Source organism: Corynebacterium simulans, assembly GCF_001586215.1.
Taxonomy (GTDB): Bacteria; Actinomycetota; Actinomycetes; order Mycobacteriales; family Mycobacteriaceae; genus Corynebacterium; species Corynebacterium simulans.
In genome coordinates this window covers 1926655-1940138 of record NZ_CP014634.1, presented here as the reverse complement: position 1 = coordinate 1940138, position 13484 = coordinate 1926655, and the positions used below count along the sequence as shown (strand labels likewise).

Annotated in this window: 10 protein-coding genes; 5 read left to right on the top strand and 5 right to left on the bottom strand. The window is 61.9% G+C overall.

The features are described 5' to 3' along the window. Window positions 1–6 precede the first annotated feature (6 nt). On the bottom strand, window positions 7–411 hold the full coding sequence (locus WM42_RS08960) for a sterol carrier family protein (protein WP_062037306.1): 405 nt from the start codon (window positions 409–411) through the stop codon (window positions 7–9). A 34-nt stretch (window positions 412–445) separates the two neighbouring features. Here WM42_RS08960 and WM42_RS08955 point away from each other — a divergent pair, with 34 nt between their 5' ends. Next, window positions 446–1465 (top strand): acyl-CoA thioesterase, encoded by a 1020-nt coding sequence (locus tag WM42_RS08955; protein WP_062037303.1) that lies wholly within the window; start codon window positions 446–448, stop codon window positions 1463–1465. Here WM42_RS08955 and WM42_RS08950 read toward each other — a convergent pair. Both WM42_RS08950 and WM42_RS08945 read right to left on the bottom strand, forming a co-directional pair. Further along, window positions 1462–2379, bottom strand: a complete 918-nt coding sequence (locus tag WM42_RS08950; protein WP_062037299.1) for a MaoC/PaaZ C-terminal domain-containing protein — start codon at window positions 2377–2379, stop codon at window positions 1462–1464. The two genes, WM42_RS08955 and WM42_RS08950, sit on opposite strands and share 4 nt — an antisense overlap. After that, window positions 2380–3708: a 3-oxoacyl-ACP reductase gene (locus WM42_RS08945; RefSeq protein ID WP_062037295.1), complete on the bottom strand. Its 1329-nt coding sequence runs from the start codon at window positions 3706–3708 to the stop codon at window positions 2380–2382. Between the two features lie 154 nt (window positions 3709–3862). Here WM42_RS08945 and WM42_RS08940 point away from each other — a divergent pair, with 154 nt between their 5' ends. Together WM42_RS08940 and WM42_RS08935 are read left to right on the top strand one after the other, a co-directional pair. After that, on the top strand, window positions 3863–5161 hold the full coding sequence (locus WM42_RS08940) for an acetyl-CoA C-acetyltransferase (protein WP_062037291.1): 1299 nt from the start codon (window positions 3863–3865) through the stop codon (window positions 5159–5161). A 56-nt stretch (window positions 5162–5217) separates the two neighbouring features. Next, window positions 5218–7311 (top strand): acyl-CoA dehydrogenase family protein, encoded by a 2094-nt coding sequence (locus tag WM42_RS08935; protein ID WP_062037286.1) that lies wholly within the window; start codon window positions 5218–5220, stop codon window positions 7309–7311. Between the two features lie 22 nt (window positions 7312–7333). Here the strand turns inward: WM42_RS08935 and trhA are convergent, their stop codons facing one another. Then, window positions 7334–8068 (bottom strand): PAQR family membrane homeostasis protein TrhA, encoded by a 735-nt coding sequence (trhA, locus tag WM42_RS08930; protein WP_062037281.1) that lies wholly within the window; start codon window positions 8066–8068, stop codon window positions 7334–7336. Window positions 8069–8162: 94 nt separating this feature from the next. On the opposite strand from trhA, the gene WM42_RS13770 reads away from it, so the two are divergent. Both WM42_RS13770 and WM42_RS08925 read left to right on the top strand, forming a co-directional pair. Further along, window positions 8163–8294, top strand: coding sequence for a hypothetical protein (locus tag WM42_RS13770; RefSeq protein WP_256366447.1), 132 nt, complete (start codon window positions 8163–8165; stop codon window positions 8292–8294). A 96-nt stretch (window positions 8295–8390) separates the two neighbouring features. Then, on the top strand, window positions 8391–9428 hold the full coding sequence (locus tag WM42_RS08925) for an alpha/beta hydrolase (protein WP_062037277.1): 1038 nt from the start codon (window positions 8391–8393) through the stop codon (window positions 9426–9428). A gap of 239 nt (window positions 9429–9667) precedes the next feature. Here the strand turns inward: WM42_RS08925 and WM42_RS08920 are convergent, their stop codons facing one another. Beyond that, the gene (locus WM42_RS08920; RefSeq protein WP_235591246.1) at window positions 9668–13405 is read right to left on the bottom strand and encodes a phosphoribosylformylglycinamidine synthase; all 3738 of its coding nucleotides are present in this window, start codon (window positions 13403–13405) and stop codon (window positions 9668–9670) included. Window positions 13406–13484 lie beyond the last annotated feature (79 nt).

Below are 13484 nucleotides of genomic sequence, written 5' to 3'. Positions count from 1 at the left end.
CTAATCCTAGTCGTTGTGGGCAGTAGAAACTAACGGAATGACTGGCAGCCATCCTGCGATTTCGCCAGAGCGGGAGCCGGAAGCTTCGAGGCGAGCGGCGGAAACGGCCTCCTCCCAGCGGAGCAGGCCCGTGGCCAGCTGCAACCACGTCAATGGGTCCATCTCCACCACATTGGGTGGGGTACCCCTCGTATGGCGAGGACCTTCGATGCATTGGACTGCCACGAATGGGGGCACCCGCAGCTCCACGGAATGGCCCGGCGCGTCGGCTTCGAGGGTGCGGGCGGTGCGACGGACGGCATCGGCAAGCAATGCCCTACCTGGTTTTTCCACCTCATCGGGGCGTTTTATCCAGTCTTGGACCGCCACCACGGCAGCGCGCGTGGCCGCTGGGTCTACCTTATTTTTCATGCGCTAATTCGGCCTCCCTGATAACTTTCTATGCATGTCACTAACCCTTCCGGAACAAGAGAATACTGAAACCGCGAAGTCGCCATCGATCACCCTCCGATTCATGGCGGCGCCCACGGATATGACCATCGCTGGTGCGCAGGGCATTGGCGGCGGCCGCGTCTTGGAGTGGATCGACAAGGCAGCGTATGCGTGCGCGGTCCAGTGGTCCGGTGCCTACTGCGTTACCGCCTATGTGGGTCACATCCATTTCACTCGCCCGATTCCTTCCGGGCACTTGGTGGAGGTGCGCTCGCGAATCGCCATGACAGGCCGTTCTTCGATGCACATCGTCAACGAAGTCCTTTCCGCAGACCCACGCGATGGCATCTTCACGCGCGCTTGCGATTGCTTGGTTATTTTCGTGGCGAAGGATCCGGAAACGGGTAAGTCCACCCCTGTGCCACCGTTTGAGCCGACTTCCGACGACCAACGTCGTGTCTGGGAGGCGGCCGAGTCCCGCATCGAGCTGCGCCGCGCCATCGAGGATGAGATGGAAAAGCAGACTTATGACGGGCCTTCCGACGCCCCGCGCATGATCAACCGCTTCCTAGCAAAGCCGACCGACGTCAATTGGGGCGGCAAGGTCCACGGCGGCACCGCCATGGAGTGGATCGATGAGGCGGGCGCGGCCTGCACCATGGAGTGGTCGGGCGAGCACACCGTGGCCGTTTATGCCGGCGGTATTCGCTTCTACCAGCCGATTGCCATCGGTGACCTCATCGAGGTGGATGCCCGCATGATGCGCACCGATGCGCGCTCCATGCAGATGTCCATCCACGTCCGCTCTGGCAACCCGCGCGGTGGACGCCAGAATCTGGAGACCGCCATCCACGCCACGGTTTCTTATATGGCGATGGACGCCGACTGGCAGCCGATGGCAGCCCGTCAGTTCACGCCGAAGACGGCAGAGGACAAGGCGCTGTGGGAGCACGCCGGCATCCTGCGCGAGCTACGCGGAAAGTACTCCCCGAAGCCACTGGTTGTGGCTCCGCAGCACCAGCACTTGGATTAGTGCGCTGGCTCCACGTTGACGGCAACGTGGAGCTTTTCTACGTTTTTGGCCTGGCGCAGCTGCGCGTTCCAACCGGAGCCTTCTTTTTGTTTAAAAAGCGCCGTGGTGGCGGGCAATATGACCGGCTTGTAGAAGTCTGCCTGCACGCGCACTGCATCGGGCAGGCGCCCCTCAAACGCAGTGAGCATCTTGGCGTGGGTGAACATGCCATGGGCAATCGTGTTCGGAAAACCAAAGGCCTTCGCGCCCAGCCGGGAGGTGTGAATGGGGTTCTTATCCCCGGAAGCGGCCGCGTAGGTCTTTACGGCTTCCGGGTTAAAACGCAGCGTTGCCATGGCCGTTACCTCCGGCGCGGGCTTTTCCGGCTGCGGCAGGAAGCGGGCAGCTTCTGGCCTTACCTGCACATCTGCCGGGGTGGAGGAAGAAAAGTGCGCTTTGGGCCCTAAGAATGCGGAGGTTTGCTGCCAGACCAAGATGCCTTCTACATAAATGGAGGTAATCATGTCGAGCACCAGCCCCTTGCGGTGGCTGCGCAGGTTCTCCGCGTGGACGTCGATGGTAAAAGTATCTTCCACGTGCAAAGGGCGGAATTGTTCAATCTTGTTTGAAAGATGAACGATGCCCATGGCGGGGAAAGGAAAACCCGGCGAGTCCATGACTTTGACCGCTAGCGGGAAGGCCAGCGCATAAGGGTAGGTAACCGGAACCTCGTTGCCCAGGCGGAAACCCACTGCTTGGCAGTAAGCAGCAAGATGCTCCGGATCAATGTGTACGCCTTCTACCCGGTAGGCAATTGGTGGGTCATCGATAACGCGTTTTCCCGCAACACCGGGCAGCGCCTTTATCACCTGCTTGCGGTAAAGCGTGGAAAGCTGCGGAATCTCTTTCAGGTTCTGCACATTGCGGTCTAGCATTTACGCTCCCATCATGTTCTGGCCGCACACGCGCACGGTGTTACCCGTGACCGCCGCGGAGGCCGGGGCAGCGAAGTAGGCGACGGTCTCGGCGACGTCAACTGGCAAGCCGCCCTGCTGCAGGGAATTGATGCGGCGGCCAATCTCACGTGGGCCGGTGGGCATGGCTGCGGTCATGGCAGTTTCGATAAATCCCGGCGCCACCGCGTTGATGGTCGAACCGTTGTCTGCCAGTACCGGGGTGAGGGCATCAACCAGCCCAATGATGCCGGCCTTGGTGGTGGCGTAATTGGTCTGACCGCGGTTGCCGGAGATTCCCGCCATGGAAGACACGCCCACCACCGCTGCCCCGGTTGCAAGATCTCCGCTATCCAGCAGCGCCTCGGTGATACGCACTGGAGCTATGAGGTTAACGGCGAGGACGGCGTCCCACTGCCCCTCGTTCATATTGGCCAGCAGCTTGTCACGGGTAATGCCGGCATTGTGGACGATGACGTCGATGGGGCGGCCATAGTGGCGCTGCGCATGCTTTGCGATGGTCGCGGCAGCACCCGGGTCAGTAACGTCCAGCGGTAGCGCGGTGCCCTTGACCTTGTTTGCCGTTTTGCTGAGGTGCTCGCTCGCGGCGGGGACGTCGATGCAGATGACTTGCGCGCCATCGCGCGCCAGCACCTCCGCGATAGTGGCGCCGATGCCCCGGGCTGCGCCGGTGACCACGGCAAGACGGTCTTGAGAAGGCGCCTGCCAGTCTGCGTCCGCCGCGGCGGTAGCGGCCTTCACGCGCACCACCTGGCCGTCTACGAACGCTGACTTACCGGAGAGGAAGAAGCGCACCGTGGATTCGATTTCCGCCGTGGCGCCGGGTTCGACCCAAATGAGGTTCACGGTACCGCCTTTGCGCATCTCCTTAGCCAGCGAACGCGTGAAACCCTCGAGGGCGCGGGCGGCAATGCGGGCATCGATGGTCGCGGTTTTCTCCGGGGTAGTGCCGATGACCAGCAAGCGTGCATTCGGTGCGAGGTTGCGCAGCTGCGGATGGAAGAAATCGTAGAGCTCCCGCAGCTGCTCTGGCTCCTCGATTCCGGTGGCGTCGAATACCAGCGCACCCCGGGCAGTTTCCGCCTCCACCGAAAGCAGCTGATAGTCCACTGCGAGCGCAGTGGAAAGGAAGTGGGCGATGTGGCCCGCTCCTGCAGAACCAATGACCACTGGGGCGTCTAAAGCCGGCTCCCCGGAGGTGAAGCGGCGCAGCGGATAGCCCTGCGGCACGCCCACCTTCGCGGCTACTGGAGAGTTGATTAGTTTCTCAGCGAAATTGAGTTTGGGCATTCGAAATCCTTCCTTTAACAAGGTTGCAAGCCTTTTTGCAAGAGGTTGCAGGGTTAGTTAATTGAGTGATACAACTAACACTATCATTCGGAGTGTGATTTAGAACATTCCAGTGAAAACTTTTCTACCTCTGGTTTCCCAGCAAGGAGTCGCAATGACCAGCAGTTCGCCCCGCGTCGCAATCCTGGGCGGCAACCGCATTCCGTTTGCCCGTTCCAACAAGGAATACGCGCACGCCTCCAATCAAGACATGCTCACCAGCGCCCTCGACGGACTCGTCGCGCGCTTCGGCCTGCACGAGGAACGGTTAGGGCTCGTAGCAGCAGGCGCGGTACTCAAGCACTCGCGAGACTTCAACCTCACCCGCGAGGTAGTCCTTGGCTCGGCGCTTACTTCTACTACCCCGGCACTCGACATGCAGCAGGCCTGCTGCACCTCATTGGCCGCCGCCATCCATGTTGGTGACGCCATTGCCCGCGGCCGCATCGAATCCGGCATCGCTGGCGGCACCGATACCATCTCGGACGCCCCGCTCGCCGTCAACGATTCCCTGCGACGCACCCTCATCAGACTCAGCCGCGCAAAGACTTTTTCCCAACGCGCAAAGCTCATCGGCTCAATTCGCCCCGCCCAGCTCGCGCCCGAGCAGCCCCAAAACGGCGAGCCGCGCACGGGGCTTTCCATGGGCGACCACGCGGCTATCACGGCCCGCGAAATGGGCATAAGCCGCGCTGACCAGGACAAGCTCGCGCTCGCTTCTCACCAGAAGCTCCATCAGGCCTGGGAGGAAGGTTTCTTTAACGACCTCAGCACCGGCTTCATGGGTGTTAACCGCGATACCAACCTCCGTCCTGACTCCACGCCAGAAAAGCTCGGCCAGCTAAAGCCGGTCTTTGGAAAGCGCGATGCCGAGCAGCACGGCACCCAGGCCACAATGACCGCCGGCAATTCGACGCCGCTTACCGACGGCGCGGCAGTCACCCTCCTAGGCAGCGAATCCTGGGCCGCAAACCATAACCTCGAGCCGCTTGCCTACCTAGTTGATTCCGAGACCGCCGCAGTGGACTTCCTACACGGCGGAGACGGCCTTCTCATGGCGCCGACCTATGCGGTGCCGCGCCTCCTCGAGCGCAACAACCTCACCCTGCAAGATTTCGACTTCTACGAAATCCACGAAGCCTTCGCCTCACAAGTCCTTGCCACCCTGAATGCGTGGGAGGACGAGACTTACTGCCGCGAGCGCCTCGGCCTGCCCGGCGCACTCGGCCCCATCGACCGCAGCAAGCTCAACGTCAAGGGTTCTTCGCTGGCTGCCGGCCACCCCTTCGCGGCCACCGGGGCGCGCATCCTCGCCACCGCCGGGAAGGTCCTGCAGGAAGCAGGCGGCGGCCGCGCTCTTATCTCCATCTGCGCCGCCGGCGGCCAAGGCGTGGCCGCCATCATCGAACGCTAACCCGCACCCCAAAAATCCCCGGCTGCCAAAAGCAGCCGCCCAAAGAAGGAAAAACCATGGCACTCCTCAAGACTCAAAGCAAGGATTCCAGCGCTGCTTCCTCCACCGAGGCAAACCGCGCAAATCTTCGTTCCACCACCGCCCAAGCAGAGCCGCGCAGCCCGCGCCGCCTGCCCAAGACACCGAAGCCATCCGTAGCTACCGAGCTGGGCAACCTACTCGATGGCCCACACGCCGCCTTCCGCCAGGAGCTACGCAAGTTCATCAATGACCCGGAGCTCTTCCCGCATCCAGATCTCTCCGTCGCCGAGCAGCGCGCGCATACCTTCAACAATCTCGCTAAGGTGCGCGACTTCGGCGGTTTCCAAAAAGGTCTGCGCCGCGACAATGGCGGGCCTGGCAAACCGATTCTTTCCACTTTCACACTCGAAGGCCTGGCTTGGGTCGACGGCTCACTCGCCATCAAGTCCGGCGTGCAGTGGGGACTGTGGGGCGGCGCCCTCGACCAGCTCGGCACCGAGCGCCACATCGAGTGGATTCAAAAGGCCGCATCCCTGGAGCTACCTGGTTGTTTCGCCATGACCGAACGCGGCCACGGCTCTGATGTGCAATCCCTTGAGACCACGGCGAACTACGACCCGGAAACCGATGAATTCATCATCAATACCCCGAGCGATACCGCGGTGAAGAACTACATCGGCAACGCCGCCCAGGACGGCCGTGCCGCCGTCGTGTTCACGCAGCTTATGACCCCGGAAAGCGATGGCCGCACCCACGGCGTGCACGCCATCATCGTTCCGATTCGTGACGAGCAAGGCAACGCGCTGCCGGGCATCACCTTGGGCGATCACGGCCACAAGGGTGGACTCGTGGGCGTCGATAATGGCACGCTCCGCTTCGACAACGTGCGCGTACCGCGTGTGAACCTGCTCAACCGCTTCGCAGACGTCGATGAAAAGGGCAGGTATTCCTCGCCGATTGAAAACCCCAACGCCCGCTTCTTCACCATGCTCGGCACGCTGATCCGCGGGCGCATGGGCGTGGCTGGTGCCGCGGGCGCCGCCACGGAGGCCTCGCTAGACATCGCGGTGCGCTACGCCAACCGCCGCCGCCAATTCGAAGGCGCAACCGGCGCCGAAAAGCACCTTATCGATCACCGCCAGCACCGCCGCCGCCTGCTCATCCCGCTGGCGCGCTCTTATGCGCTGCACCTGCTGCACAACCAAATTCTGGAGCGCTACCAGGAGATGAATGACAGCCAGGAGGCAGGCTCGTGGTCCGTGACCACGCCCACAGAGGAGCAAAAGTATGCCTCCCGCGAGATGGAGTCTTTGGCCGGCGCGATTAAAGCCGCACAAACCCAGCACGCCATCCGCACGATTCAGGAATGCCGTGAGGCCTGCGGCGGCGCAGGTTATATGTCAGAAAACCGCCTGACCACCTACCGCGCCGACTCCGATGTCTTCGCCACCTTTGAGGGCGATAACACCGTGCTGATTCAGATGGTGGGCAAGAACTTGCTCACCGCTTACGGTCGTGCGATGAATGACATGTCTCCATGGGATACCGTGCGCTATGCCGCTACGACCGCCACTGAAGTGGTCCGCCGCCGCACTGGTTTCACCACGCGCCTGCAGGGCCTGGTGGACCTGGTCAATCCGAACGAGGCATCGCTTTTCGACGCCGTCTACCAAGCCAAGCTCATCGACGACCGTGCCCAGTCCGTCCTGCTTTCTCTCGTTCGTCGCATCCAGCCGGCCCGCAAGGCCGACAAGGTGCAGGCAGCCGCCATCGTGGACCAGTGCCAGGATCACCTCATCGCGGCAGGCTGGGCCCGTGTAGATACGCTGCTGGTCCAAGCGATGATTGAGGCGGAAGACCGCCTGGAGGTAGGTTCCCTCGCACGCCAGGTCTTTGAGCAGCTACGTCACCTATTCGTTCTGTCCACGCTGGTCGAGCACGCCGGCTGGTATCAGGAGCACAACTTGCTTCCGGCCGGCCGTATGAAGGCCGCCCGCGCTGCAATCAATGATCTGGTGGATTCTTTGGCACCGTGGTCCGTGGTTCTTGTTGACGCGTTCGGCCTGCCTTCCGAGGTATCCAACATTCCGATGCTCACCGAAGCCGGTGTGGACCCGCTGCGCGATTAGGTGCCTGCCCCCAATTGAACGCCTAGGCCGCCACGACCATCCAAATGGCCACCATGTGCACAACCGCAGCCGCGATAGTCGCGCTGTGGAAGTGCTCGTGGTAGCCATACCACCGGGCGTTGCGGCCCGGCCATTTGAAGCCATAAGCCAAAGCGCCGAGCGAATAGATCACTCCGCCGGCAAAAAGCAGCCACACAACTACGGCGCCAGCGGCACCCCACAGGGTGGGAATGAGTGGGACCACCAACCATCCCAATGCCAGATAGACCACCACATCGAGCCAGCGTGGATGGTCTATCCACAACAGATTCAGGATGACACCCAATATTGCCCCAGCCCAAGCAATAGCCAACATGAGCGATGCCTGCTTCACGTCTAAGACGATGGCACACAGCGGCGTATACGTCGCCGCAATAAAAACAGCGATGGTTGCGTGATCCGCCCGACGCCACCAACGCACTGCCCGCAAACTCGGCCATGGCCAACGGTGATAAAGGGCGGACACGCCAAACAAGCCCACTACGCCGACGCCGTAGACGGTAACGGCTAGCGCGTGCCACCAGGGCAGCGTCATCCAGGAATAGGTAATCAGCACAGTAGATGCGATCACCGAACAAATCGCGGCAAAGAAGTGACCCCAGCCGCGAGTGAGGGGGCGCGGGCCACGGTCAGCGATGAAATAACGCCGCTCAACGAGCCCCTCAGGTGGCGCCTGCCCCACCCCTGCTAATAGCAAAGTGTTTTCCTTGTTAGCCATCAATGGGTAGCCGCCTCACTTCGGAGAAAACTTACGTTGCTGTAACTATACGGAGCCCGCCGGACGCTTTCAAGGGAATGCCCACTATTTTGTTATGCGTATTAAATTTTGCACCGGCGCCAAAATCGGCGAGGCCTGGCCGGATTCGACCGACTACGACTTCTTCGGAGCGCAGCTGTACAAGACCTGGGAGACGACGCTCGGGCAAACACTCGACATCGAATAGCACGTGCCACTTTTGCCCCAGTAGTTGAATCTTTTTTCCACTTTCCCTGGGAAATACTTATACAAGCTGAAAAATCCTTGTACACTTGCTCCCACTATGACTTCCTCACGCTCCATTGGAACCCTGCTCAAGTCCGTCGCTGCCGCCGGCGTCCTCGCGTTGACGATCGGCTCAACCACCACCCCTGCCATGGCTCAGTCGAGCCACTTAGAGAAGGTCTCCTCGCGCGTGACCAACCCGCAGCCTTGGCTGGGTGACCAGGCCAAGATCGTGGGCAAACGCCACATCAACGGCAACCACTGGGTCGTCGACGTATGGTCTCCTGCCAACCGCGAAATCATCACCAACAACGTGCTGCTGCCGGGCGGCGACCAACCGCGCCCGAGCTTCTATCTCCTGCCTGGCATCCAGGGCGGCCAGGAGGGCATGAACTGGATGACGCATACCGACGTCGGACCATGGTTCGCGGATAAAAACGTCAACGTAGTCATGCCGCTTGGCGGCCCATACTCGCTGTACACGGACTGGAACCAGGCCGACCCAATCCTGGGCGTAAACAAGTGGAACACTTACATGACCCAGGAGCTTCCGCCGCTTATCGACGCCGAATTCCACGGCACCGGCCGCGATGCCATCGGCGGCCTCTCCTCCACCGGTGCGGCGGCGCTCGATATCGCGGCGCATGCGCCACAGCGTTTCAAGGCGGCCGCTTCCTACTCTGGCTGCCCAGTGCGCTCTGATCCGACGGGCGTTCTGACCTCGACGGCAATGATGGCTTACGGAGGCGGCTCCTCTTTCAACGCGTGGGGTCTGCCGGGCTCGCCGCAGTGGGCGGACCATGACCCGAACTTCAATCCGGGTCGCCTGCGCGGTGTAGATGTCTTCGTGGCTTCTGCATCCGGCAACCCGGGTCCAATTGACGGCAACAACATCAACCCGGTGACCAGCGTTGGCCCGCGTGCAGTTGAGGTGGTTGCCAACCAGTGCACCGAGACCTTCACGCACAACGCGCGCCGCGCCGGCGTGAACGTTAACCGCTACTACAGCGAGCAGGGTTCGCACTCCTTCGGGCTCTTTACACACGAGATGAAGGTCAGCTGGGCGCAGACCATCGCGCGCGCAATCGGCGCTTAAGTCGCGGCGCTCACGCGATTTCTCCTGGGCATCACGAACTCCATTCGCTCTGAGGCTTCCACCCCGGTTGGGTCCCCGTCTTTGGGTCCCCGTCTTTGGGTCCCCGTCTTTGGGTCCCATTGGTTGGGTCCTATTGCGAGTGGAGTTTTGTGTTTTGGGGTAAAAAAGGCTCCCTTTGCTAGCAAAGGGAGCCAAGGAATGAGACCCAACCAGGGGGACCCAACCAGCCGGGCTCGGAACTACTTGCGGAAGTACTCTGCTGCAGACTCGAAGAGCTTCATATCGTACTCGCCCGGCACGTTCTTGTAGGTAGATGCCGAGATGCGTTCAGAGTGGCCCATCTTGCCCAGGACGCGGCCGTCCTCGGACATGATGCCCTCAAGGGCGAAGAGGCCACCGTTCGGGTTAACGGAGATATCCATCAGCGGGTTGCCTGCAACGTCGACGTACTGGGTAACGGCAGCTGCCTTTAGACGCTCCCATTCGGACTCACCAGCGGTGATGCGGCCTTCGCCGTGAGAAATCGGGACGGTGAAGACATCACCCTCGTTAATCTTGGACAGCCACGGCGATGCGTTATTGACCACGCGCACACGCGAAATACGCGACTGGTGGCGACCAATCGTGTTGAAGGTTAGCGTCGGGGTCTCAGTGCCCGGCTCAGTAATCTTGCCGAACGGCACCAAGCCCAGCTTGATCAGCGCCTGGAAGCCATTGCAGATGCCGAGGACCAGGCCACCGCGCTCGTCGAGAAGCCCCTGCACACCCGCGGTAAGCGACGGGTTACGCAGGAAGGACGTGATGAACTTCGCGGAACCGTCCGGCTCGTCGCCGCCAGAGAAGCCGCCCGGCAGGAAGAGCATCTGGGAGCGATCCAAAGCCGCGGCCATGCGGTCGACGGACTCAGCGATGTCTTCCGGGGTGCGGTTGCGCACCACGAGGATCTCCGGCTCGATGCCAGCGCGACGCAGCGCGCGGGCGGAGTCGTACTCGCAGTTGGTACCCGGGAAGACCGGGATGAGAGCGGAAGCCTTGGCGCCACCGTGGGTCGGGGTGATGGTCGGCGCCTCAGATCCGGAGACCGAAGAAGTGGCGTCTGCCAGGGAGACCGAACCAGTCTGCTCAATGAAGCTCGGGTAGATCTCTTCGAGAGTGCCCAGGTAGGCGGCCTCAGCGTCGGCAAAGGAAACCTCGGTGCCGCGGTAGGTGAAGCCGCCCTCGGCGGTCTCACCAATAACCGAGCCCGCGGTTGGCTCCTCGCCGTCTGCCCACTCCAGGACGAAGGCGCCGTAGGCATAGTCGTAGAGCGGGGCGTCGTCAGTAAAGGCGAAGCCGATGCCCTCGCCCAAGCCCATCTTCAGCACGGACTCGGCAGGGCCGCCGAAGCCCGGGGTGTAAGCGGAGATGACCTTGCCGGAGCGCAGCAGCTCCGTCACGGTGCGGAAGTTGGCAACCAGGGAATCTGGGGTGGGCAGGCCGGCCAGCGCAGTATCCTCTGCGCCAGCGATCTCCGGCTGGAAGAGCGTGACCTTGTGACCCGCTGCCTTGAAGTAGTTCGGCACCATGTGAGTGGCATCGTCGTGGCTGACGGCAACCGAGATGACCGTCGGTGGGACGCTGAGCTCTTCGAAGGTGCCGGACATGGAGTCCTTGCCGCCAATCGCGGCGACGCCGAGGCCAAGCTGGGCCTTGATGGTGCCCAGCAGCGCGGCGGCCGGCTTGCCCCAAGCCGCAGCGGAGTCCATGCGCTCGAAGTACTCCTGGAAGGACAAGTAGGTCTCATCAAAGGAGGCGCCGGTAGCAATCAGCTTGGACACCGACTCCACCACCGCGAGGTAAGCCCCGTGGAAGGGGCTGGCCTCGGTGACGTATGGGTTATAGCCCCAGGACATCACAGAGCAGTTGGTGGTCTCTCCCAGCGCCGGCAGGGTGTGTGCCGTGGCCTGGATCGGGGTGGCCTGACGCGTACCGCCGAAAGGCATCAGCACGGTGCCGGCGCCGACGGTGGAGTCGAAGCGCTCCGACAGGCCCTGCTTGGAAGCCACGTTGAGGTCGGACGCCATGGAGATAAAGGAAGCGGAGAAGTCTTCCTCGCGTGCCCACTCGCGGGCCGCGCCGCGCCAATCAGCGGCGGGGGCAACCTCGATGTCGACGTGCTTGTCGGCGCCGTTGGTGTTTAGGAATTCGCGGGAAAGGTCAACGATGGTGTTGCCGCGCCAATGCATGCGCATGCGGCCAGAGTCAGTGACCTCCGCAACGACCACGGCGTTGAGGTTCTCCTCGTTAGCCAGCGCGATCAGCTTGTCGAGGTCGCCTGCCTCAACGACGGTGGCCATGCGCTCCTGGGACTCGGACAGAGCCAGCTCGGTGCCGTTCAGGCCCTCGTACTTCTTCGGGACCGCATCGAGGTTGATCTCCAGCGAATCCGCCAGCTCGCCCACTGCGACGGCGACGCCGCCGGCGCCGAAGTCATTACAGCGCTTGATGAGCTTGGAAAACTCCGGGTTGCGGAACAGGCGCTGGAGCTTTCGCTCCTCCGGCGCATTACCCTTCTGCACCTCCGCGCCCGCGGTGGTCAGCGACTCCACGGTGTGCGACTTGGAGGAACCAGTAGCTCCGCCGATACCGTCACGGCCCGTTGCACCGCCGACGAGCACCACGAGGTCACCCGCCGCCGGAACTTCGCGACGTACGTTCGCCGCCGGTGCGCCCGCCACTACCGCACCCATTTCGAGGTGCTTGGCGACGTATCCCGGGTGATAGACCTCATCAACTAGGCCGGTAGCCAAGCCAATCTGGTTGCCGTAGGAGGAATTTCCGGCAGCTGCCACGCGGGCAATGGTCTTCTGCGGCAGCTTGCCGGCGCGAGTGGTGGTCTCCAGCGGGTTACCGGAGCCGGAGATGCGCATCGCGCCGTAGACATAACCGCGGCCAGACAGCGGGTCGCGGATTGCGCCACCGATGCAGGTAGCAGCGCCGCCAAAAGGCTCGATTTCGGTTGGGTGGTTGTGGGTCTCGTTCTTAAACAGCAGCAGCCACGGCTCTTCCTTGCCATCCACGGTAATGGTGACATGAACGGTGCAGGCGTTGATCTCCTCGGAGACGTCCATGGCGTCGAGCTTGCCCGTGGCACGCAGCACCTTACCAGCGATGGTGCCCATGTCCATCAAAGTCACCGGCTTAGCGCGGCCGATGGACTCGCGGGCTGCGAGGTAGTCCTGGTAAGCGGCCTCAACGGCCGGCTCATTGAAGGTAATGGAATCGAGGACGGTCTCGAAGGTGGTGTGGCGGCAGTGGTCGGACCAGTAGGTATCAATCACCTTGAGCTCGGTGATGGTGGGTTCGCGGTCTTCGGAGGCAAAGTAGTTACGAATCAAGGTGGCGTCGTCAGCGTCCATGGCCAGGCCGTGGGATGCGACGAATTCGGGGAGGGCGGCGTCGGAAAGCGCAGTGAAACCCTCAAGGGTCTCTACGTCGGCGGGGGTATCAACGTGCAATGCCAAAGTCTCCGGCAGCTCCAGCGCTGCTTCACGGGACTCGACGGGGTTAATCAGATCCTTGCGCATTGCGGCAGGAATCTCACCATCTACCGCATAGACCACCGCGGTGCGTACGCGGGGGCGCTCCTTTTCAAAGAGGAACTGAATGCACTGTGCCGCGGAATCAGCGCGCTGATCAAACTGGCCTGGAAGCGGTTCAACGGCGAGAACCCCGCCTGCAACTCCAGCCTCGTCCAGCGTGGGAAAAGTAGTGTCTACCTGCGGTTCTGAAAGAACCAACTTGACCGCGGTAGCAAATTCGGAATCGGTGGCGCCCTCTACGTCGTAGCGATTGAGCACGCGCACGTTGACGCCGTACTCCTTCGATAATGCAGCGGCATGCCCGCCCTCGCGATTTTCCACATACACGCGCTGAACCATCGTGCCTCCAGTTTCATTCAGCTCAAGTTTTAACTCGGTAGTCGACTTAGTGCCCACAGTATTTCCCGCGGGGAACGAGAACCAATTCTATAGGGCGGCGGGTTGGGGGTGGTTTGGTTCGGGGGATTACTGGCGC

What these genes read in the sequence shown, in the direction of transcription:
- WM42_RS08955 (WP_062037303.1), top strand. Translation starts at nt 446, where the DNA reads ATGTCACTAACCCTTCCGGAACAAGAGAATACTGAAACCGCGAAGTCG.
- WM42_RS08950 (WP_062037299.1), bottom strand. Translation starts at nt 2,379, where the DNA reads ATGCTAGACCGCAATGTGCAGAACCTGAAAGAGATTCCGCAGCTTTCC.
- WM42_RS08935 (WP_062037286.1), top strand. Translation starts at nt 5,218, where the DNA reads ATGGCACTCCTCAAGACTCAAAGCAAGGATTCCAGCGCTGCTTCCTCC.
- WM42_RS08925 (WP_062037277.1), top strand. Translation starts at nt 8,391, where the DNA reads ATGACTTCCTCACGCTCCATTGGAACCCTGCTCAAGTCCGTCGCTGCC.
- WM42_RS08960 (WP_062037306.1), bottom strand. Translation starts at nt 411, where the DNA reads ATGAAAAATAAGGTAGACCCAGCGGCCACGCGCGCTGCCGTGGTGGCG.
- WM42_RS08945 (WP_062037295.1), bottom strand. Translation starts at nt 3,708, where the DNA reads ATGCCCAAACTCAATTTCGCTGAGAAACTAATCAACTCTCCAGTAGCC.
- trhA (WP_062037281.1), bottom strand. Translation starts at nt 8,068, where the DNA reads ATGGCTAACAAGGAAAACACTTTGCTATTAGCAGGGGTGGGGCAGGCG.
- WM42_RS08940 (WP_062037291.1), top strand. Translation starts at nt 3,863, where the DNA reads ATGACCAGCAGTTCGCCCCGCGTCGCAATCCTGGGCGGCAACCGCATT.
- WM42_RS13770 (WP_256366447.1), top strand. Translation starts at nt 8,163, where the DNA reads ATGCGTATTAAATTTTGCACCGGCGCCAAAATCGGCGAGGCCTGGCCG.